The organism is Allotamlana fucoidanivorans, from assembly GCF_045788535.1.
GTDB lineage: Bacteria > Bacteroidota > Bacteroidia > Flavobacteriales > Flavobacteriaceae > Allotamlana > Allotamlana fucoidanivorans.
On the sequence record NZ_CP074074.1, the window covers coordinates 3,159,884 to 3,180,375 of the forward strand.

Below are 20,492 nucleotides of genomic sequence, written 5' to 3' on the forward strand. Positions count from 1 at the left end.
ATAAAAGACAATAACTTATAACTTGACAAACCCTAGACAAAAATCATTTGTTATAGTATAATCAAGATTTATGCTCCTCTACAAAAGTGCATACTACTATTTTTACATAAAATTTTAATTCTTATTTAAATAGCATGTTGAAAAATCATTTTTTATTTATAACAATATTAAGCCTTTTTATATTCTCATATTCTTGCAGTAAGAGCGATGACAATAACCAAGAGCCTGAAAAAGAAATAGACGAAACACCTCCTACCATTACTTGTATGGACAACATTCATGTGACCATTGCTGTTCACAGCGATGGCACCGAAGTGAATTATGATACTCCAGTAGGAACAGACAACTATTCGGGAGCAAAAACAAAACAGACATCTGGTTTAGCCTCTGGTTCAAAATTTCTTTTAGGAACAACAACCAATACCTTTGTAGTTACAGACGCTGCTGGGAACGAATCCTCATGCAGTTTTGATGTAATTGTGTCATATCCTGAAGAAAACATGCCATATTCAGTTGATGGGCTATCTGCTGCCCCTGTGGGAAAAAAATGGATTAAGGTAGAAGAATTATCGGATGAATTTAATGGAGCTGAATTTGATGACACAAAATGGCACAGAGATCCTGCATCAGACCCCTTTGGTTGGTACGGACGACCTCCTGCTCTATTTGAATCTGACAATGTAAGTGTTAACAATGGATATCTAAATATTACAGTTGAAAAGTTCGATTCTCCAAAAACTGTGAACAATAAATCATGGACTTATGGGGGTGCTATTTTACGTTCAAAAAGCAAAGCGAAATATGGACAGTATTATGAGTGTAGAATGCAGGCTAATAAAACAGTCATGTCTTCAACATTTTGGATAGCATACCCTCAAAATTGTACTACTGGGCCTATAAGAAAGCTTGAATTGGATATTCAAGAATGTGTAGGGCGTATTCATGAAGGTACACATAGTTGGGCTTCCAATTTTGCAAATATTTATGCATCAAATACTTGGAGACATGATAGAGCATGTGACACTGAAGTTGATGGTGCAAAGCAATCCCCTGCTAAAACAATACTAAACGAGAAAAACAATTCCAGATTTTTTGTCTATGGATGTTGGTGGAAATCTCCAAATGAAATGATATTCTATCTTGATGGAAAACAAACACATACCATAACAAACCCTCCTGCAGATTTTGATATTGAAGGATATATTACCATGGCTATTGAAACCTATGATTGGAACCCTATAGATAGTAATAATGATATTATTGCAACAGGTTCTATCGATGATAGAACGACCAAATATGATTGGGTAAGAACATGGAAATTGGAAGACCAATAGAACATGACCACAAACTTTTAACAAAAAAGGCTTAACTATAGCAGTTAAGCCTTTTTTATTTATTAAATAATTACCTGAAATTATGCTCTATAATGCTTTGAAAACAAACATAATGCGCTAAACGCTACAGAAGATAAACACCATCTGATTTTATATCTATCTTTTTTTGTTTATACAGATTTCCAATCGCTTTTTTAAAATTCTTTTTGCTCATTTGCAAAACCTCTTTAATGGCTTCTGGGTTCGATTTATCATTAAGAGCCATAAAACCGCTATTATCTTGAAGTTCTTGAAGTATACGCGCAGCATTGGGTTCAATATTTCTATACCCTACTTGCCCTAAAACAATATCTAATTTATTTCCAGGACGAATTTTTTTTACAATCCCTTTTAGTTTATCACCTACACTTAAATCCTGAAAAATATTGTCTTTATAAATTAAACCCGCATGTTTTTTATTCACTATGACGTTCATGCCAATATCAGAAGGATGCGACACAATTAAGTCTACCTCATCAAATTGATTTACAGTTAGGTTTTTATTATTTAAAAATCTATTGGTTTTACTTGAGGCGACCAAACGGTCTGTTCTCTCATCTAAATAGCAATAAACAAGGTACCACCCACCTGGTTTCATTTTAAAAGCCTGCTCTTTAAAAGGGCAAAACAGTTCTTTTACTAATCCCCAGTCAAGAAATGCACCAAATTCAGTCACCTGATTACATCGCAACAAACCAAAGTCTCCACATTCTATAAAAGGCATGTCTGTTGTAGCCACTGGTCTTTCTTCATTATCTAAATACACAAAGACCTTTATCTTATCCCAAATTTTAAATTGCTCTGGAACATATCTGTTAGGCAGAAGAACCTCGTTGTTGTCTTCATCAACTAAATATATGCCGTGATCTGTTTCACGGAAAATTTCCAATGTATTTATTTCTCCTAATTTTATCATGCGGCAAAGGTAATGATATTCAAGAAAGTTACATTTTATTTAAAACTAAAAAAGCGACACGTAAATGTGTCGCCTTTTATAGTCTCAGTGTATACTAATAAGCTGATTCTTTACCAAAATGCTTGGTTAGTAAATAATATACCACAGCTCTGTATTTATTTCTATTTGATTTTCCATATTGTTCCATGACAGCTGCAATACCCTCATCTAAATTATCTCCTTCACTTAAACCTAGCTTTTTAATAAGGAAATTATTTTTTACCGTTTCAAGTTCTGATTCATCTGATCCTGATACGGTAGAAGCATCTGCATTATATATTGATGGTCCGCAACCCACAGTCACTTTGGTTAATAAATCCATATCGGCATCAATACCACATTTGTCTTTTAAATCTGCCGCGTATTTAACAATAAGTTCGTCTCTTTTACTCATAATACATTTTTGTTTTAAAATTAGTGAATGATTAATAACTGTTTTAAAGATACTAATTTTAAGAAACAGCTAGGACCAAAAAGTCACAATTTTATTACCTAATAAATTCAAAATACTCTAAAAGAATTTTATCATTTAACGTTCTAGGTGTGAATACTTCTAATACTTTAGGCGAATTACTTGATGTATAAAATAAGTTGAGGGCCTTAGCGAGGTCAGTTTCATTTGACACACTTTCATAGTTTAACCCATACATGTTACAAATATGTTCGGCTGTTAAAGAATGACTCGTTTCAAAATATGTGTCGAAATTTTCAGTGTTTTTTTGCCCTGGTAAGATTCTAAAAATACCGCCCCCTTGATTATTCACTACAATAACGCGGAAATGTGATGGAATATAATTATTCCAAAAGGCATTGCTGTCATAAAAAAAGCTTAAATCACCAGTAATAAACAAAACAGGTTTTTCACTAGCCACGGCGCACCCAATAGCCGTTGATGTACTCCCATCGATGCCACTAGTACCTCTATTACAATACACTTCAATGTCCTTTTTCACCTTAAATAATTGCATATAACGGATAGCCGAACTATTACCTGACTGCAAAATATAATGTTCTGGAACCGATTTTAAAATCTCACTAAACACTTTAAAATCTGAAAAAGGAATATTGTTAACATAAGCTTTGTGCCGTTTCAATCGGTACTGCTTTAGTGCCAGCCAGGTTTCTTTGTACCTGCTTTTTACATAGTGAGTTATTCTTGGTAAAAACGTTTCAAAGAATATATTTGGAGCTATCTCAAAATGATTATTTAAACAAAAGAAGGTATCATTTGCTGCTTTCTCATCAATATGCCAATGATGTTTGGGTTTATGTTTTCGTAGTAATTGCTTTATTTTTTTTGATACTATTAATCCACCAAACGTAACCAAAATATCTGGAGACAGCGCTTTTTGTTCTTCGTCTGTTAATGGTGCTATAAGCTGGTCTATACTCGGAAAAAAGTTTGAATGATGTAAATTTGATGTGGTTTCAGTTAACACAATCACACTATCATCTTCGGCAAGTTCATCTAACCATTTTTTTTCAAATTCAGAAGGCCCAAGAACACCAACCAATATCATTTTCTTTGATGCCGAATTCCAATCTTCTAAAGCAGATTGCAAAACATAATCTTCTATTTTTGATGGTTTAACCGTTGAATCAATATTTCTAGGCGATACGCTAATTTTATCAACAAGTTCATACAGCGGTTCATCAAAAGGAATATTAATATGCACAGGGCCCTTCTTAGAAATTGCGGTATTTATGGCTGTATTAATACCTTCCTCATTATAGGTTTGAATATCTTTCTGTAAACCCAAAAATCGTTCAAATTTATCTTCTAAATTCTTGAAAATTGGTAGCTCTTCATGACCCGGAATATTCATTTCATCTTTTAAATCGAGCTTTAAATTAGCAGAGAATAAAATATGATTTTCAAAAACATAGCGCTGATTAATGGTTTGACCATCGCCAATACCTATTAAATGTTTAGGTCTGTCTGCCGATAGAACAATTAATGGTATATCACTGTAAAAAGCCTCCGCTACGGCTGGATAATAATTCAACAAAGCACTACCAGATGTACAAACCACAGCCACAGGTTTTTTTAATTTCTGAGCAATTCCTAAGGCAAAAAACGCCGCACAGCGCTCATCTACAATGCTATAGCAATTAAAATATGCATCATTTGAAAAGCCTATGGTTAACGGTGCATTTCTACTGCCTGGAGAAATAACAATGTGTTTTAATTCTTTGGTTTTACAAAGCTGAATAACGGTTTGAGCGAGTGGAATTTTTGGGTATTTCATGAAACTATAATCAATTCCCCAAAAGTAATAAATAGGCTAATTATAGCGCCTTTTTTATAACTAAAGATTTAGCTACCGTTTCCTGCCATTCTTTTTCAGCATTCGAGTTTTCAGTAATTCCTCCACCTACATAAATAGTTGCTTGATTTTCTTGGATTTGCATACAACGTAAATTTACATAAAGCTGGGTGCTTTTTTTAGTCATGGCATAAGCTCTATTTTCTATATTTCGAACCCTACCTTTAGGCGCCAAAATAATATGTGCATTAAGCTCTCCTAAAAAGCCAGTATAAAACTCACGTTTATAATGTTCATTCTGCAAAATAAATGTCTTAGCAACTTCCTTAGGAACGCCACAAACAGCTGGTGTAGGATGAATAGTATTAATAATAGATTGTAAGGGGATATTATCTTTTAACCTTGCAGACACCATAGTTTTTAAATGTACCAAATGACCTGCTTTAACCGTTTCAACATCAGATAACTTGATACTGTCCGTGACCGATTTTAAATTATCAACAATATAATCAGTGACGTATTGTTGTTCCTTTTTTTCTTTGTTCTGCCATTCTACCTCTAATGTCCCCTGATATTCTTGCGTGCCAGCCAACGCCATCATAGAAAAGTTTTTACCTTCAATCTTAAGTAAAGTTTCTGGCGTGGCACCAAGCCATAGGCCAACTTTAGGGTGAAACCAACAATACACAAAAGCAGCGTTATAAGTCTTCAAAAGTTTTTTAAAGGTGGTTATAAGATTGAATTCATCCAGATGTTTTGTTTCTTTTCTTGAAAGCACAACCTTTTTTAAACTGGTTGATTTAATGGCTTTTATACCTTGATTAACCAAGTGTATGTGTTGTTTTCTTTCAAATTGATTTTCATACATATGATGTTCATCAAAGGCAATATGCTCATTAAACTCTAAGTCTACTTCTTCAAAATCAGAACAACTTGAGGGTATTAAAACGGTTTGTTCCTGAGCATTAAAAGGGGAAAAAACAAAACCAGATTCAGAAAAATCACTTGTGCAATGTAAGTCTGACGTATTTTGAAACCTACCAAAAACTTTAGTTTGTTTTGGCTTTCTATACATTACAAATGGTAATTGATTGCCGAAATGATTTTCAACCTTTTGAAAAAACTTTCCTAAATTCATTATTACTTTTTAGGTAAAGAGATTGTAGTGAGTTTACACAAAGAAATTAAATTATCATCATCATCTGTAACTCTTATATTCAAAAGCTGGGTGGTTCTGCCTTTGTGTAAAAAATTCGCTTTTGCAAAAACATAACCGTCCTTTACACTTTTTAAATGATTTCCAGACATTTCAATACCACGAACAAAAAACTTTTCGACATCTATAAAAATATGTGAAGCAAAACTACCTACACTTTCAGCTAGGGCAAAAGTAGCTCCTCCATGTAACACACCATCTACTTGATGATTTTTGGAGCTAACAGGCATTCTGGCTACTAAAAAATCATCACCAAAATCAATTATTTCAATTTCAAGCGTTTCCATTAATGTATTCTTACAAAGCGTATTGCATTGTTCTAAAACATCTTTTTTAGATAATTTCATATAGAATTCGTCTTTTAATTGAGCTGCTAAAGTACAAAAAGCATAAATAATTATTTTAAGTTTCGCTTTCAATTAAGGATTTTTATATTGCCGCACTTTAATGCAATAATTTGTGGAGATGACCTATTTAGAAAATCAACGCGTAAAATTAATAACACTTAATTTATCAAATTACCTACAGGTTTCTAAGATTGCTATGCAAAAGGATTTGGTTCAATTTTCTCCAAGTAAAATAGATAGTCCTGAAGATTTCAAGAGCTATGTTGAACAAGCAATAGCTGATGGTTCAAATAACACTGCTATTCCTTTTTTGATTTATGACAAACAAGCTAATGCCTATGCGGGAAGTACGCGCTTTGGAAATATGCATTGGAAAAATAAAGTTTTACATATTGGGTGGACATGGATAGGCAAACAGTTTCAAGGCACAGGATTAAATATTCATGTGAAGTTTTTGATGCTTGAGCATGCATTTGAAACACTAAATTTTGATAAGGTAGAATTTAGAGTGGATGAACGTAATAGTCGATCAAGAAAAGCGGTAGAAAAACTAGGAGCTACTTTAGAAGGCATTTTAAGAAAAGACACTCTGATGCCTGACAGTTTTAGAAGAAATACCTGTTGCTATGGTATATTAAAGGAAGAATGGCTCGTGGCTAAAACACATATTTTAAAACATCTTCACTCTAAATAAGACTACCACAATTCAAAACCATACGTGGCTTGAATTGTGGTAGTTTTAAATTATAGAAAACAAAGATTTGAGGTTATTTTTTATCGCCATCTTTTTTAAACTGTCCTAAAACTTTTTTTGCATAAGGCCCAGCAACTTGTGAAGCAGAATCTGGGTCTGTAATACTTGACGCCACAACTGCTACTAACTGACGATTATCTGTTCTATCTAAATCATAAATCACCGTTTCTAATTTATAAATATCAGACTCATACGTTCGTTGCGAACTAGGAATATAACTACCACCAAAACCATAAGGCGAATAGAATGCCCCATAATAGCGACCAAAACCGCCATAATAACCATAATACATAGGATAATAGCCCCCAGTTACGTAACCTCCTGACTCTTGAGTAACCATTTCTGTTTTTACATCTTTCACCACAGTTAAAACAATGGTTTCAAAACCATCCTTTTTAAACCTACTTACCTGACCATCAATCTGCTCGTCAGTTAGTTTTTCATTAAGTTTAATATCAGGATATTGGTTATAACTAGCTACGGCATTGATCCCCTCAGTCTTTAACTTACTTACTATTTCTTGCTCAAATAATTGTCTAGATGCTAAATCATCCATTCTTGCCATCACCAGCATTTTATCCCCTTTGATATCTCTCACGTCCGGTGCACTCCAACTATCTGTAACACTAATTGATGGTCCACAATTATGAAGAGCTAACGTTAGAATAAATAATGTAAAAATTTGCAACTTTCTTTTCATGATAATGTAATTTTAAATTTTTCTGTTAATAATATATTTATAAGATTAATATTTCACCAAATTATTGATTTCTCAATGTGGTTCACTAATAATAGGGCAAACCTTTTACTAAACCCCTAATTTAAATTAAAAATATTAAAGACCTATCGTTTTTATTTCAAATGATGAATGTTTCACTATTAGAATTACATATATTTTGTATGCTATGGTAGAGTTATGAAATAATGTAGACATTAACTGTACTTTGTATTCTAAGAAGTTTATAATATCAGCTGTAAATATGTTAGAAGCGAACGCTTAATGAAACAAAAAAAGAACCAACTCAATTAGAGTTTCAACGCAGGACGACCATCACACTAACCACCTAAAATAAAAAAGGCATTGCATTATTATGCAATACCTTTTAAAACTAACTAAACCAAACTAATACTAGTATTAAAATTTACGGCATTAAAACAGCATCAACTACATGAATAACCCCATTTGTTGCTTGAACGTTTAATAATTCTGGAATTAGCATAGCATTACCATCAATCGTTAAACTACTTAAGTCAAGATCAAAATTGCCATTTAAAGTGGTTACAGATCCACTTGATAAATCACTAGAGTACACACGACCTTCAACCACGTGATAAAGTAGTATGTTTGTTAAAACTGTTGTATCAAGACCTTGAATGACTCCTTTAGCTTCTTCTAAATCTGATAAATTCAAGAAGTTGAGAAATGCCTGATTTGTTGGAGCAAATACGGTAAAAGGCCCTCCATTTGATAAGGTATCTCCTAAACCTGCAGCATTTGCCGCAGTAAGCAATAATGAAAATTCAGGATCAAAACTTGCAGCAGTTTCAACCAAATTCATTGTAGGCGGCATTAAAACCTTATCAATAGCATGGATAACACCATTAGTAGCTTGAACATTAGATATTTTTACTTTTGAATCATTAATATAAACCATGGGAGCCATATCTAAATTCACATATACTGCAGCTCCGTTTAACGTAGGAACAAAACCGTTCATTAACTGATTACTAAACACATACCCATCAACCACATGATACAGAAGAATTTGAGTTAATACATCCATTGGAATATCGTCTAGACTATTATAAGGTGTTGCCTCCAATAAATCCATAAATGCCTTGTTTGTAGGAGCAAAAACAGTAAAGGGGCCACCGTCTGTTAATATACCTCCAAGATTTGCTTTAACAACAGCATCAAATAAAATAGAAAAATCATCACTAGACCCCGCAATACCTGCTATGGTTAAATTTGGTGGAAACAAAACACTATCTATAACATGAACTACACCATTTCTCGCTTTTATGTCTGCCATAGTTACCTTTGCATTGTTTATAAGTACACCATTATCAATATTTACAATGACATTAGCTCCATTTACGGTTGTAACGGGTCCATTTTCTAATTGATTACTGTAAACTGTCATACCAACGGCATGGTAAAGCAATATATCTGCCAAATTTTCTACTTCCGTTACATTTTCGGTTGTTATGCCTAAGGCTGCAAAAGCCATATCTGTTGGAGCAAAAACTGTTAGTCTATTTCTAGAAACGGTACTTGCCAACTTCGTTCTAGCAAGGGCTTTGCTAAGAACGTCAAAAGTGGGGGTATAATCGCCTTCCTTATTGTTTAACATTTTAGCCGTGCTTGATTGCCCTTTATTAAAACTTTCAAGTACTTCCACTATACTTGGTAAATCAGAATTGAGATCAGCAGTTTCAGCCTCTTGGTCACTACATGAAAAACCAAGAAAACTAATTAACAAAGCAGAGAGAAAATACAAATAGATTTTAGGGAGTCGATTTACTGTTAATGCTGTTTTCATAATTTTGTTTAATATTTTATCATTTTTATCAAACATAATAATTTTGTTTAATTTATTTTTAAAAATAATAAACATTTTAGATAAAGTGACAAAAAAAGACGCTTAAATACGTCTTCTATCTACCCCCATAAGCTTTAATATTAATTTGTGAATCTTTTAACAATATCTCTTGTTGGAAGAATTTTAGTAGTATGTTCAATACTTGGCCCAGCCACCCAAACGGTTTTATAAGTTGCTTTGGTTGCCGCATGCTTTGTAGCATTCATACCGATAGTAAATCGTATCATTTTAACCCACTTTTTAAGCCTTTTATTTTTATTTAATAGATTTTCTAGCCAAGTTGCTTTTGTTCCTATTTTTTGAACATAAGGGGTATTAATTACAGTACATGGTGTACCTGAAATACGTTCTGTCATAACAATATCATCGGCTCCATAATCTACACAAGCTTGTTTGTATTCGTCGGTTACTGCAGCCTCTATAGAAGCTATAAACGGACTTCCTACTGACACACCTTGAGCACCGTAGCTCAACATTTTATCAATATCTTGTTTACATCCCACCCCACCTGCTGATATAATTGGAATTTTACAGTGTGTACTTAACTCCTTAATCAATTCCTCAGGTGACTTATCACCACGATGTCCTCCTGCTTGATTATTGACTGCTATAATAGCGTCTGCTCCCAAGGCTTCAACCTTTTTCGCAAACTTTAAATCAACCACATCACAGAACACTTTTATATTAGCTTTGTGTGCTTGAATTATGGTTTCTTCTGGGCTACCCAAGGAGGTTATAATAAAATCACAACCTTCTTCACAAATGACTTCTAATTGACCTTTATACTTAATATTAGATTTATTGACAATTAAATTGAAGCCAAATGAACCACCTTCAACTTTGGCCTCCTTTAAAGCTCGTGCTGCTAATCGTAATTCATCAAGCGTTCTATAGTTAAGGGCAGGAATACATCCTGCAATACCACTATTCATGGCTTCTTTTACCATAGATACATTGGAAACCAAGAACATAGGAGCCTGAATTATGGGATATTTAATGTGTAGTAGTTCGGTAAGTTTAGTTGACATGTGTACTTTTTTCAAATATAAAAATATTATGCATGCATAACAACTATGTTTGCATAATAAAATCAGTTTAAAAGTTGACATTATGATTTTTATCATTTTTTTATTATGCATGCATAGTTAATTTTATGAGTAAATAATTCTAAACAATATGAAAACCATTGTAAATATTTTTATCGGACTCGTAATAAGCAGTAGCTTAAGCGCTCAAACGGTTAATCTTCCCGAAACTTTAATTGACATAAACTATAAATACATAGCATCGCAAAACACGAATAATGCACAAAATCACGTGAAACTTCTGGAAGATGAAGTTTTAAATTTTAATCATAAAGAGGAATTGTTTGATCAATATGATGATGCCCATGACGTTTATACCGTATCATTTAATATTCCGAAAGGAAAAATCATTGCGGCTTACAACAAAAATGGAAAGATTATAAGAACTATTGAAAAATATAGCGACGTACGATTGCCTTTAGAGGTTATGCAAGCTATATCAAAACGTTTTCCTAATTGGGGCATTATTGAGGACGCCTACCTTATTAAGTATCATTGTGAGGCCGATTCATTAAACCAAGAATACAAAATTAAGATTAAAAATCAGGATCAAATTCTTATTGTAAAAACAGATGAAAAAGGATTATTCATTTAATCTATAAATCGATAATAACCACATTTTAAATAAGCCCCTTCTGCAAACCCAACGGGATGATCAAGATCATGGCCTGTTTTAAGTATCGTTTTAAAGGCTCTCTTACTTGAAGCCAAGGCATGTGTGTTAATCTCAAAAAAGTCTTGCGTTAAAACTCTTGATGAGCAAGACGCCATAACCAAAAGACCTTTTGAAGCAGTTAACCTTTCCCCGAGTTGTGCCAGTTGTTTATATTTTTTCTTGGCCAAATCTACTTCAGATGCCTGTTTCGCAAAACTTGGCGGGTCAATAACTACAACGTCAAAAGTGATACGTTTTTTTATCAGCTTTTCTAGTGCTTCAAAAGCATCTCCAGCTATCGTTCTATGAATACCATTGTACGTGTTTAGTTTCCCATTGGCTATGGCAATATCAAGCGCTTGTTTACTAATATCTAAACTGGTAACCTCTTTAGCATTATTGGCTAAAGCGTGTACCGAAAAGCCGCCAGCATAAGAAAACACATCTAAAACCGTTTTACCGCTACTCCACTCACCTACTTGTTTTCGGTTCGCTCTATGGTCTAAAAAATATCCTGTTTTATGTCCCTTAATGACGTTGGCCGAAAAATGAACACCATGTTCTACAAATTGAACAACCTCATTATTTAAGATACCATATATAACTTCGCCATTTTTTAATTGATGATGTTTTGATTGTTCCAAACTTCGGCTTAATCTTAAAACAATGGTTTTGGCTTTTGAAGTTGCTTGTAACTTCGGAATAATGACCTCTAAATACGGTAACCAAATTTCTGAATATAATTTAACCACTAAAACTTGCGCATAAACATCCGCTATTAATCCAGGAAAACCATCATTTTCTCCAAATAATAATCGGTAACTATTGGTATCTGTTTGAAGTAGTTTTTCTCGTTTTGCGAAAGCTTCATCTATCTTTTTTTGAAAAAACACGTTATTTATATCCACTCTTCTGGTACCAGAATGCAGCATTTTAATTCGAATGGGCGATTCTGCATCAAATAACCCCAAACCAATTACTTTATTTTTATTTTTTCCGAAAATTACGGCTAAATCCCCAGATTGAGCATCCTCATTAATTTTTATAATACTATTTGAAAACACCCAAGGATGCCCTTGCAACACAAACTTTTCGCCTTTTGCATTTAGTTTAACCGCTAGGCGTTTTGGTCTGTAATTAGCTTTAATTTTTAAGGAGTATGACATGTAATTTAATTGGAAATGCCAAAAGTATAGTTTTTCTAAACATTAGTCTTAATTAGTTGATATAACAACTACATTTTATCGTTTAAAAACGAAAGTGCCTTTAAAATTGGTAGTAGCTATCACCCCTTCTTCTTCTATGACCTCTGTTTCTGAAAAACTAATAATCAATTTATGATTACTCAATTCTAGTATTTTCATAATTGTGGTTTCACCATTATTAGTTACAAAAAGCTGATCTCCTTCAAGACTCCATGTGCCATCTTCTATAAAATTGGTTTCATTGATTTCTTCAGTTGTAGTAAAGCCATTAATAGTGTAGGTAAGTTTTAATCCATAACTTCCCTTTGAAACTAAGGTGTTAGGATTCTCATTAAAAGTTAATGTGTTATTCATATTAAACCCCTCTCCTGTGAAATCTGCCTTTATGGTTTGTCCAGATTCAGAGGATTCAACTGTTCCATCATAAGTCATGCCCGTTCCTTGCCAAACCCCAATAATACTAGCTGAAATTTTTGAATTCTCACTTTCTGAATCTTTTGAACAAGAAAATGTAACAAAAAGAATAAGACTTAATATGATTAATTTTTTCATAATTTTGATTTTCTTACAATTTACAAGAAATATAAAAACGAACAAATAATGAATTATAATTTGCGCATAATCACACTTATTATCATTACAATAGTCTACTCCTGTGATGGTAATTCTGAATTCATTGAAAATTTGTGGGTAAATTCAAAACGGGTAGATTGTGTTGGTGTTGTACTTCAAAAATGTTATCAGATTCAAGCGAATGAGAAGATTAATGATGAAGATTGGCGTTTCTTTTATGGAGAAATTGAAGGCTTTGACGATTTATAGGAGGAAGGTTATATTTACAATATTTCGGTTAGTATAAAAACTATAGCCAACCCACCCGCAGACGGAAGTTCCATAAGATATAAACTTTCTAAAGTGAACAGCAAAACTTCTAAATAGCAAAGAAGAATTGACGCTTTAAACGTTAATATAGTAGATTGTATTTTTGGTTAAATGACTCAAATGCTGTTTTTTAGCTAGGTTTATAAAAAGATAAACAGTATTTTTGTAAATACACTAATTACCAGCAAAGTAATTGCGTTTAAACTTTTTTCGTTTTCCCTAGAGCTAGTTATAGTTTTTAACCAACTATAAACACTAGAAAATAATGGTCTTTTCTAAGGAAAACAGCTTGTTTTTATTACAAAAAAATGCTCTCTTTAGAGAAGCTTCTGGTGATCAGATAACCCTGTTATTAAGAGATTCTGAATTTAAAATATTTAAAAAGCGTACATGCTTTGTAAACTCTAAACTCATAACAAATTTCTTTTATGTCATTTTTGATGGTCGTATAAAAGTGTATTTCTATGATGAATCTAAAGACCGTAAAATCACCCTTTTTATATTAACCAGACACGACGTATTTAACGTTTACAGACTTTTGGATTATAAATCTTTTAACATTTTTTACGAGACCCTTGATGATTTAAGTGTTATGCAAACACCTATTTCTGTTTTTAAAACATGGGTATCAAAAAACCCTAAATTTAATGCCGCTATCCTTCACTATCTAATATTGAAAATGAGCACCTTAGAAAAATATGTTACAGCCTCATGTTTAGATAGTACGACTACAAAGCTTGCCAGAGTTCTATTAAATAATGCTTCTTCAAACAAAAGCTTAATTGACGGTTTACCGCATAAAGAAATAGCGCAATATATAGGTACAACAAGAGCTGTTTTAAACAGACATCTTCAAAAATTTAAGGATGACGGTATCATTGAAATTCAAAATAAGACAATAACAATTAGAAATTTAGAGTTGCTAAAGAAACATCTATAATATCTGAGCAAAGTGCTACTCAAGTAGCATTTATTTAGCTTTTATATAGGTATATTTATGCATCATAAATTCTTGCTCTCTCAATTATCTTTGATTAATAGCTTATTATTTGTTTAATTTAATTCCTATTATCATGAAAAAGCTTTTAATCATTCTATTCCTTTTTGGGTTTACAGGTTTTGTATACTCACAAATCGCATTTAATCACAAACCCACAAAATTAGATACACGGGAAACATTTAGAACCAAACCTATGGCCAAGTCTAATGTTGTGAATACTAATTATCACAATGCCATTATTCTAACAACGCAATCAGACCGCGTAAAATCACTTGAGCAAAGAGTAGCCAACTACAATATTACCAAGCAGGACATATTTAAAGAAAAACGAAATACCTACGCTATTAATTTTAAAGACCCTAACTATAATGGAAGAATTAATGCTTACTTTAATAAAGAAGGGCAACTTATAAAATCTTATGAATTATTTAAAAATGTAAAACTTCCGCATGCTATATGGAACAAAATTTATAATGAATATCCAGAGTCAGTTATTCAAAAAACAGTTTATCGAGTACACTATTCTATAGTAAATGGAACTAGTAAACAGTATAAAGTTACTATCATTCAAAACAATGAAAAAAAGCAAGTGAAATTAGATGGTAATGGTAATTTTATATAAATAAGTATGTGGTATTTAAAATAAAAACGCAACCTATTTGGTTGCGTTTTTACTTATTATGCTATGTTTTAACAGACTTATTTTACTTCTTCAAAGTCTACATCCTCAACATCACTGCCTTCAGATGCGCCTTGATCTCCCGCTGCTCCTGCATCAGGACCTGGCTGAGCTCCACCTGCTTGCTGTGCTTCGGCTTGTGCTTTGTACATTTCTTCTGAAGCTACCTTCCATGCTTCATTAATCTTATCTAAAGCTGGAGTAATTAAAGCTAAGTCTTTAGATTCGTATGCTTTTTTCAACTCCTCTAAAGCTTCCTCAATAGGCTTCTTTTTATCATCTGATAATTTATCACCAAACTCTTCTAATTGTTTTTCCGTTTGGAAAATCATAGAATCAGCTTCATTTAATTTTTGAGCCTGTTCTGCAGCAGCTTTATCTGCTTCAGCATTAGCCTCGGCGTCTGCTTTCATTTTTTGAATTTCTTCTTCAGTTAAACCAGAAGACGCTTCAATTCTAATGTCTTGTTTCTTACCAGTTGCTTTATCTTCGGCAGATACTTTTATGATACCGTTGGCATCAATATCAAATGTCACTTCAATTTGCGGTGTACCACGACGTGCTGGTGGAATACCATCTAAGTGGAAACGTCCAATCGTTTTATTATCTGCTGCCATAGCGCGTTCACCCTGTAATACGTGAATTTCTACTGATGGCTGATTATCAGCGGCTGTTGAGAATACCTGAGATTTCTTTGTTGGAATAGTGGTGTTTGCTTCAATTAGCTTAGTAAACACATTACCCATAGTTTCTATACCAAGAGATAATGGTGTTACGTCTAATAACAGTACATCTTTTACATCTCCAGTTAATACACCTCCTTGAATTCCAGCTCCTAATGATACTACTTCATCCGGGTTAACTCCTTTACTTGGTGCTTTTCCAAAGAATTTCTCTACAGCTGTTTGTACTGCAGGTATACGTGTAGAACCACCAACTAAGATCACCTCATCGATATCACTTTTACTTAATCCAGCAGCTTTAAGTGCAGATTCACATGGTGCAATTGTACGTTTTACTAAATCATCAATTAATTGCTCAAATTTTGAACGCGTTAAGGTACGTACCAAGTGTTTTGGTCCACTTGCAGTCGCTGTGATATAAGGTAAGTTGATTTCTGTTTGAGACGATGATGACAGCTCAATTTTAGCTTTTTCAGCAGCTTCTTTTAAACGTTGAAGTGACATTGGATCTTGTCTTAAATCCATTCCCTCTTCAGCTTTAAACTCATCAGCTAACCAGTTGATGATTTTTTCGTCAACATCATCACCTCCTAAGTGGGTGTCACCATCGGTTGATAATACTTCAAACACACCATCTCCTAATTCTAAAATAGATACGTCATGTGTACCACCACCAAAATCGAATACCACAATTTTTTGATCTGTTCCTTTTTTATCCAAACCATATGCTAAAGCTGCTGCAGTAGGCTCATTAATAATACGCTCTACTTTTAAACCAGCTATTTCACCAGCCTCTTTTGTAGCTTGACGTTGACTATCGTTAAAGTATGCAGGCACTGTGATTACCGCTCTAGACACATCTTGCCCTAAATAGTCTTCAGCTGTTTTCTTCATTTTTTGAAGAATCATGGCTGATAATTCTTGTGGTGTATATAATCTTCCGTCGATATCAACTCTAGGGGTATCGTTATCGCCTTTTACAACTTTATAAGGTACACGTTCTGCTTCTTTTTGAGATTCAGAATATTTATTACCCATAAAACGTTTAATAGAATAAACTGTTTTAGTAGGATTTGTTACTGCTTGTCTTTTTGCAGGATCTCCAACTTTAATTTCTCCTCCTTCTACAAAAGCAATTACAGATGGTGTAGTGCGTTTACCTTCTGCATTTGGGATTACAACAGGATCGTTACCCTCCATCACAGAAACGCAAGAGTTGGTTGTTCCTAAATCAATTCCTATAATTTTACTCATAATTCTTTATTTATATTTTTGAATGTTCATTTTTAATTTCGGAAACAATAAGTCAATCATTATGCCATTTAAAAATTACTGACATGCTGTCATGAAATAAATATCCCCATTAATTATATTAAATATTTTCAGTAGATTACTTTATTATTTAAATACTTCATTAGTACATTTAATTAGAGTAATTTGCATACTCAATTTTTTTAGCATGAAAAAAGTAACAACTCTCATTTTTGTATTAATTATCAGTACTTTATCATTGACTGGCCAACAGATAACACATGATAGCATACAGAGCAACAAATCTACTAAAGATAAAAAGGCAGACTTTACAGTTATGCCTTATTTAAGTTATAACAGAAATTTAAAGTTCATGTTTGGTGCTATTCCGATGGTGATGTATAAGTTGGATAAAAATGACAGTATTTCTGCCAAATCTATTTCTGGTTTGTCTGTGGTTTATACCACTAATAAATCTCATATCATTGCTTTTTTTAATAAATGGTATTTTAAAGAAGATAATTGGAGAGGTACTTTCTTTGCGGTTACAGGTAGCTTTAATTCACAATTCTTTGTTAATGGTTTTCAAATAAGTGACTTTTATGACTTTGCTACAGATGCCACCATTGTTAGCGCTGGTATTCAACGAAAAATAATAAAAAAGTTGTATGGTGGATTAACCTATACGTACGCCAATTATAAAACCAATTTTGAAGATAATATTCAACCATCAACAAATACTATAACCAATGGTATTGAATTGAATTTATTATTAGATACAAGAAACGCCGTTTATTATCCTACGTCAGGAGCTTATACCCAACTTAAGTTTATTTCATATCCCGAATGGTTTGGCAATGATGTAAAAGCTAATAAGATTTCAGCGGAATATAACACTTATTTCTCCTCAAGAAATAATACCGATGTTATAGCTGCTCGGTTTTCTAGTAAAATTGGTTTAGGAAACATTGCTTTTGAACAACAAGAAGTCATTGGCGGAAAAGATATAAGAGGGTATTCTGAAGGCAAATTTAGAGGTGATGGTATTATAGCCCTACAGGGAGAATACCGTTATAATTTTGATAATAAAATGGGGCTTGTTGCCTTTGCTGGTTTAGCAACCATTTATGGTGCTGATAATGCCGATTTTGATTGGAAAGCGTATCCTGGAGGTGGTGTTGGCTACCGCTATGCTGCCTTTAAAAAAGTAAAATTTAATATTGGGTTAGATGCCGCTTTAGGAAAAGAAGACTGGGGCATCTATTTTAGAATTGGTGAAGCATTTTAACGCATCTATCTTGATTACAGTATGTTAAAAAAAGCACTTAACATGCCTCTTTGTTATTTTAAAAACAGGTAGATATTCCGTAAAAAGTTCTTGTATATTTGCTCAACTATAACGTTTGCGTAAATTATGGAATGTATCTCTATTTTTGACATGCTAAAAATTGGCGTTGGGCCCTCTAGCTCTCATACCTTGGGCCCTTGGCGTGCCGCAGAACGCTGGATTAATGAATTAAAAGAAGCTAAATCGTTTGATCACGTATCACATATTTCAATAGACCTTTATGGATCTTTATCTCTAACAGGTAAAGGTCATGCTACAGATTTGGCTATCATGCTAGGTTTAAGTGGGGCAAACCCAGAAACTATTCCTACAGATACAATTAATACCATTATCACCTCTATAAAAGAGAAAAAAGCACTCCGTTTTAATAACGAGAAGCATCTGAAATTCAATCCAGAAACCGATATTGTTTTTAATAAAAATTTTTTACCCTTTCATGCCAACGGTCTTAAATTTACAGCGCTAATAAAAGGTAAAGCATACACATCTACATTTTACTCTATTGGTGGTGGGTTTGTTGTAAAAAAAGAACGTAAAAGCAGCAAAAAGAATTTTGAAATAAAATGTGGATTCCCCTATCCTATTGAAAAAGGTACTGATTTACTGCAGTATTGTAAAACATTACAAAGTCCTGTGTCTAAAATAGTGTTGGAGAATGAAAAATCTATTAGATCTGAAGAAAATATTAACGCGGAAATTCAACGTATTTGGGATGCCATGTTAGAATGTATGTATCTGGGATGCCATACCGAGGGTATTTTACCAGGGGGCTTAAATGTAAAACGCAGAGCTTTTGATATTCATAAAAATCTTATCGGTAAAAAATTATATAATACACCTGTAGAATGGATTTATAGCATAAGAGATACTGAGGTTAAATTCAGGCAAATTTTAAAATGGGTAAGTTGTTTTGCGCTTGCCGTAAATGAGGTAAATGCTTCATTAGGTCGTGTTGTTACTGCGCCAACTAACGGAAGTGCTGGTGTTATTCCTGCAGTACTCATGTATTATTTGGTTATTGAAAATCATGATGGAAATTTTGAAGATATTAAACGGTTTTTGCTTGTAGCGGGTGAAATTGGCAGTATTTTTAAAAAAGGAGCCACTATAAGCGCTGCCATGGGAGGCTGCCAAGCAGAAATTGGCGTATCATCTGCCATGGCTGCAGGTGGTTTATGTGAATTACTTGGTGGAACACCAGAACAGGTACTCATGGCATCTGAAATTGCTATGGAACATCATTTAGGATTAACTTGTGACCCCATTGGAGGACTCGTACAAATACCTTGTATAGAACGCAATGCCATGGGTGCCATAAAAGCTATTAATGCTGCTGAATTGGCATTAGATAGTGCACCTGAAAATGCCAAAGTTCCTTTAGATAAAGTCGTTGCAACCATGTGGGAAACAGCAAAAGACATGCATACTAAATATAAAGAAACAAGTGAAGGCGGATTAGCAATTAGCGTCAACTTGACTGATTGCTAAGAATCTTGCTAATCTATAAGCGAAACACCATTTAAATCGGTAGTAAGAACATCACTCATATAATCAAAAAACGGCCGAACCGCTTGAAATGCTACATCAACTTCGCTTAGAAAATTGGTATTTAATACGTCATTGTCTGAGAATTTTTTTATAAAAATGTACTGTTTCTTTTTTATTAAGTCAATGGCCTGATGCTCTTTACTAAATCCTTTAGGTGCCGTTTTAACTTCATCACCAACAAAAGCATTTCCCCAAACCGAATTAAATGTCTTATTTGCTAAAATGGTTCTTATTTCTGAATCATCCATTTCAAATTCTTTTCTAATGCGGTATAAATCTTCTTTAACAGGTTCCCAAAACCCTGTTGCTATAAAACTTTCATTATTGGGTTGAATATGCAAGTAATACCCACCTCTTAATTTGGGTTTGGTTCTGTGAAAAGAACCGCCAAAATGCGTTTTATAAGGTAGTTTGTTTTTTGAAAAACGTACATCTCTATAAATTCTAAATAGCTTTAGTTTGTCAATATCATCATGTTTATTCAAATTTTCAAACACCTGATTGTAAACTAATTTTATTTCCTTTTCAATGGTTTTAAATTCTGATTTATTATCATTAAACCAATCCCTATTATTGTTCTTTTCCAATCGTTTTAAAAAGGAAAACACCAATTTTGGTACTTGCATATCCATAATGTTTTA

Annotated in this window: 19 protein-coding genes and 1 pseudogene; 8 read left to right on the forward strand and 12 right to left on the reverse strand. The window is 33.3% G+C overall.

Going from position 1 to position 20,492, the window contains the following annotated elements; all coding sequences use genetic code 11:
* Positions 1 to 134: 134 nt before the first annotated feature.
* Positions 135 to 1,334: an HYR domain-containing protein gene (locus KFZ70_RS13335; protein ID WP_139694770.1), complete on the forward strand. Its 1,200-nt coding sequence runs from the start codon at positions 135 to 137 to the stop codon at positions 1,332 to 1,334.
* Between the two features lie 124 nt (positions 1,335 to 1,458).
* Here KFZ70_RS13335 and KFZ70_RS13340 read toward each other — a convergent pair whose 3' ends face one another.
* From KFZ70_RS13340 to KFZ70_RS13360, 5 genes are all read right to left on the reverse strand, one after another.
* The gene (locus KFZ70_RS13340; RefSeq protein WP_139694771.1) at positions 1,459 to 2,289 is read right to left on the reverse strand and encodes a S1 RNA-binding domain-containing protein; all 831 of its coding nucleotides are present in this window, start codon (positions 2,287 to 2,289) and stop codon (positions 1,459 to 1,461) included.
* Positions 2,290 to 2,383: 94 nt separating this feature from the next.
* A complete protein-coding gene (locus KFZ70_RS13345) occupies positions 2,384 to 2,722 on the reverse strand; it encodes a DUF2853 family protein (RefSeq protein WP_139694772.1) in 339 nt (112 codons plus the stop codon).
* A gap of 94 nt (positions 2,723 to 2,816) precedes the next feature.
* On the reverse strand, positions 2,817 to 4,577 hold the full coding sequence (menD, locus tag KFZ70_RS13350) for a 2-succinyl-5-enolpyruvyl-6-hydroxy-3-cyclohexene-1-carboxylate synthase (protein WP_139694773.1): 1,761 nt from the start codon (positions 4,575 to 4,577) through the stop codon (positions 2,817 to 2,819).
* 40 nt (positions 4,578 to 4,617) lie between these two features.
* The gene (locus tag KFZ70_RS13355; RefSeq protein ID WP_139694774.1) at positions 4,618 to 5,733 is read right to left on the reverse strand and encodes a chorismate-binding protein; all 1,116 of its coding nucleotides are present in this window, start codon (positions 5,731 to 5,733) and stop codon (positions 4,618 to 4,620) included.
* A gap of 2 nt (positions 5,734 to 5,735) precedes the next feature.
* Entirely contained in the window at positions 5,736 to 6,158 is a 423-nt protein-coding gene (locus tag KFZ70_RS13360) for a PaaI family thioesterase (RefSeq protein ID WP_139694775.1), read from the reverse strand.
* Between the two features lie 118 nt (positions 6,159 to 6,276).
* Between KFZ70_RS13360 and KFZ70_RS13365 the strand changes: the two genes are divergently transcribed.
* Positions 6,277 to 6,852 (forward strand): GNAT family N-acetyltransferase, encoded by a 576-nt coding sequence (locus KFZ70_RS13365; RefSeq protein ID WP_139694776.1) that lies wholly within the window; start codon positions 6,277 to 6,279, stop codon positions 6,850 to 6,852.
* A 73-nt stretch (positions 6,853 to 6,925) separates the two neighbouring features.
* Here KFZ70_RS13365 and KFZ70_RS13370 read toward each other — a convergent pair whose 3' ends face one another.
* The 3 genes from KFZ70_RS13370 to KFZ70_RS13380 all read right to left on the reverse strand — a co-directional run bounded on the left by KFZ70_RS13370 (position 6,926) and on the right by KFZ70_RS13380 (position 10,543).
* Positions 6,926 to 7,612 carry a hypothetical protein gene (locus tag KFZ70_RS13370; protein WP_139694777.1) on the reverse strand — a complete coding sequence of 229 codons (687 nt, stop codon included), beginning with the start codon at positions 7,610 to 7,612 and terminating at the stop codon, positions 6,926 to 6,928.
* 442 nt (positions 7,613 to 8,054) lie between these two features.
* On the reverse strand, positions 8,055 to 9,455 hold the full coding sequence (locus KFZ70_RS13375) for a fasciclin domain-containing protein (protein ID WP_158293159.1): 1,401 nt from the start codon (positions 9,453 to 9,455) through the stop codon (positions 8,055 to 8,057).
* Between the two features lie 140 nt (positions 9,456 to 9,595).
* Positions 9,596 to 10,543, reverse strand: coding sequence for a nitronate monooxygenase family protein (locus KFZ70_RS13380; RefSeq protein ID WP_139694779.1), 948 nt, complete (start codon positions 10,541 to 10,543; stop codon positions 9,596 to 9,598).
* Between the two features lie 148 nt (positions 10,544 to 10,691).
* Here KFZ70_RS13380 and KFZ70_RS13385 point away from each other — a divergent pair, with 148 nt between their 5' ends.
* Positions 10,692 to 11,195 carry a nicotinate-nucleotide adenylyltransferase gene (locus tag KFZ70_RS13385; RefSeq protein WP_139694780.1) on the forward strand — a complete coding sequence of 168 codons (504 nt, stop codon included), beginning with the start codon at positions 10,692 to 10,694 and terminating at the stop codon, positions 11,193 to 11,195.
* Here the strand turns inward: KFZ70_RS13385 and KFZ70_RS13390 are convergent.
* The gene (locus KFZ70_RS13390) at positions 11,192 to 12,421 is read right to left on the reverse strand and encodes a class I SAM-dependent rRNA methyltransferase (RefSeq protein ID WP_139694781.1); all 1,230 of its coding nucleotides are present in this window, start codon (positions 12,419 to 12,421) and stop codon (positions 11,192 to 11,194) included. The two genes, KFZ70_RS13385 and KFZ70_RS13390, sit on opposite strands and share 4 nt — an antisense overlap.
* A gap of 75 nt (positions 12,422 to 12,496) precedes the next feature.
* Positions 12,497 to 13,012: a lipocalin family protein gene (locus tag KFZ70_RS13395; RefSeq protein WP_139694782.1), complete on the reverse strand. Its 516-nt coding sequence runs from the start codon at positions 13,010 to 13,012 to the stop codon at positions 12,497 to 12,499.
* Between the two features lie 48 nt (positions 13,013 to 13,060).
* Here KFZ70_RS13395 and KFZ70_RS13400 point away from each other — a divergent pair.
* The 3 genes and pseudogenes from KFZ70_RS13400 (at position 13,061) to KFZ70_RS13410 (ending at position 14,964) form a co-directional block, all read left to right on the forward strand.
* Positions 13,061 to 13,399: pseudogene (locus KFZ70_RS13400) on the forward strand (DUF4377 domain-containing protein).
* Between the two features lie 208 nt (positions 13,400 to 13,607).
* The gene (locus tag KFZ70_RS13405) at positions 13,608 to 14,282 is read left to right on the forward strand and encodes a Crp/Fnr family transcriptional regulator (RefSeq protein WP_139694784.1); all 675 of its coding nucleotides are present in this window, start codon (positions 13,608 to 13,610) and stop codon (positions 14,280 to 14,282) included.
* A gap of 133 nt (positions 14,283 to 14,415) precedes the next feature.
* Entirely contained in the window at positions 14,416 to 14,964 is a 549-nt protein-coding gene (locus KFZ70_RS13410) for a hypothetical protein (RefSeq protein WP_139694785.1), read from the forward strand.
* Between the two features lie 77 nt (positions 14,965 to 15,041).
* Here the strand turns inward: KFZ70_RS13410 and dnaK are convergent, their stop codons facing one another.
* Positions 15,042 to 16,958 (reverse strand): molecular chaperone DnaK, encoded by a 1,917-nt coding sequence (dnaK, locus tag KFZ70_RS13415; RefSeq protein ID WP_139694786.1) that lies wholly within the window; start codon positions 16,956 to 16,958, stop codon positions 15,042 to 15,044.
* A 205-nt stretch (positions 16,959 to 17,163) separates the two neighbouring features.
* Between dnaK and KFZ70_RS13420 the strand changes: the two genes are divergently transcribed.
* Together KFZ70_RS13420 and KFZ70_RS13425 are read left to right on the forward strand one after the other, a co-directional pair.
* Complete coding sequence (locus KFZ70_RS13420; protein ID WP_139694787.1) at positions 17,164 to 18,243, forward strand: BamA/TamA family outer membrane protein; 1,080 nt, start codon at positions 17,164 to 17,166, stop codon at positions 18,241 to 18,243.
* Positions 18,244 to 18,369: 126 nt separating this feature from the next.
* Positions 18,370 to 19,791, forward strand: a complete 1,422-nt coding sequence (locus KFZ70_RS13425; RefSeq protein ID WP_139694788.1) for an L-serine ammonia-lyase — start codon at positions 18,370 to 18,372, stop codon at positions 19,789 to 19,791.
* Positions 19,792 to 19,799: 8 nt separating this feature from the next.
* Here KFZ70_RS13425 and KFZ70_RS13430 read toward each other — a convergent pair whose 3' ends face one another.
* Positions 19,800 to 20,483, reverse strand: coding sequence for a DUF2461 domain-containing protein (locus tag KFZ70_RS13430; protein ID WP_139694789.1), 684 nt, complete (start codon positions 20,481 to 20,483; stop codon positions 19,800 to 19,802).
* Between the last annotated feature and the right edge of the window lie 9 nt (positions 20,484 to 20,492).

What these genes read in the sequence shown, in the direction of transcription:
- KFZ70_RS13380 (WP_139694779.1), bottom strand. Translation starts at nt 10,543, where the DNA reads ATGTCAACTAAACTTACCGAACTACTACACATTAAATATCCCATAATT.
- KFZ70_RS13420 (WP_139694787.1), top strand. Translation starts at nt 17,164, where the DNA reads ATGAAAAAAGTAACAACTCTCATTTTTGTATTAATTATCAGTACTTTA.
- KFZ70_RS13390 (WP_139694781.1), bottom strand. Translation starts at nt 12,421, where the DNA reads ATGTCATACTCCTTAAAAATTAAAGCTAATTACAGACCAAAACGCCTA.
- KFZ70_RS13430 (WP_139694789.1), bottom strand. Translation starts at nt 20,483, where the DNA reads ATGGATATGCAAGTACCAAAATTGGTGTTTTCCTTTTTAAAACGATTG.
- KFZ70_RS13340 (WP_139694771.1), bottom strand. Translation starts at nt 2,289, where the DNA reads ATGATAAAATTAGGAGAAATAAATACATTGGAAATTTTCCGTGAAACA.
- KFZ70_RS13335 (WP_139694770.1), top strand. Translation starts at nt 135, where the DNA reads ATGTTGAAAAATCATTTTTTATTTATAACAATATTAAGCCTTTTTATA.
- KFZ70_RS13410 (WP_139694785.1), top strand. Translation starts at nt 14,416, where the DNA reads ATGAAAAAGCTTTTAATCATTCTATTCCTTTTTGGGTTTACAGGTTTT.
- KFZ70_RS13395 (WP_139694782.1), bottom strand. Translation starts at nt 13,012, where the DNA reads ATGAAAAAATTAATCATATTAAGTCTTATTCTTTTTGTTACATTTTCT.
- KFZ70_RS13370 (WP_139694777.1), bottom strand. Translation starts at nt 7,612, where the DNA reads ATGAAAAGAAAGTTGCAAATTTTTACATTATTTATTCTAACGTTAGCT.
- KFZ70_RS13345 (WP_139694772.1), bottom strand. Translation starts at nt 2,722, where the DNA reads ATGAGTAAAAGAGACGAACTTATTGTTAAATACGCGGCAGATTTAAAA.
- KFZ70_RS13405 (WP_139694784.1), top strand. Translation starts at nt 13,608, where the DNA reads ATGGTCTTTTCTAAGGAAAACAGCTTGTTTTTATTACAAAAAAATGCT.
- KFZ70_RS13355 (WP_139694774.1), bottom strand. Translation starts at nt 5,733, where the DNA reads ATGAATTTAGGAAAGTTTTTTCAAAAGGTTGAAAATCATTTCGGCAAT.
- menD (WP_139694773.1), bottom strand. Translation starts at nt 4,577, where the DNA reads ATGAAATACCCAAAAATTCCACTCGCTCAAACCGTTATTCAGCTTTGT.
- KFZ70_RS13425 (WP_139694788.1), top strand. Translation starts at nt 18,370, where the DNA reads ATGGAATGTATCTCTATTTTTGACATGCTAAAAATTGGCGTTGGGCCC.
- KFZ70_RS13365 (WP_139694776.1), top strand. Translation starts at nt 6,277, where the DNA reads ATGACCTATTTAGAAAATCAACGCGTAAAATTAATAACACTTAATTTA.
- KFZ70_RS13385 (WP_139694780.1), top strand. Translation starts at nt 10,692, where the DNA reads ATGAAAACCATTGTAAATATTTTTATCGGACTCGTAATAAGCAGTAGC.
- dnaK (WP_139694786.1), bottom strand. Translation starts at nt 16,958, where the DNA reads ATGAGTAAAATTATAGGAATTGATTTAGGAACAACCAACTCTTGCGTT.
- KFZ70_RS13375 (WP_158293159.1), bottom strand. Translation starts at nt 9,455, where the DNA reads ATGAAAACAGCATTAACAGTAAATCGACTCCCTAAAATCTATTTGTAT.
- KFZ70_RS13360 (WP_139694775.1), bottom strand. Translation starts at nt 6,158, where the DNA reads ATGAAATTATCTAAAAAAGATGTTTTAGAACAATGCAATACGCTTTGT.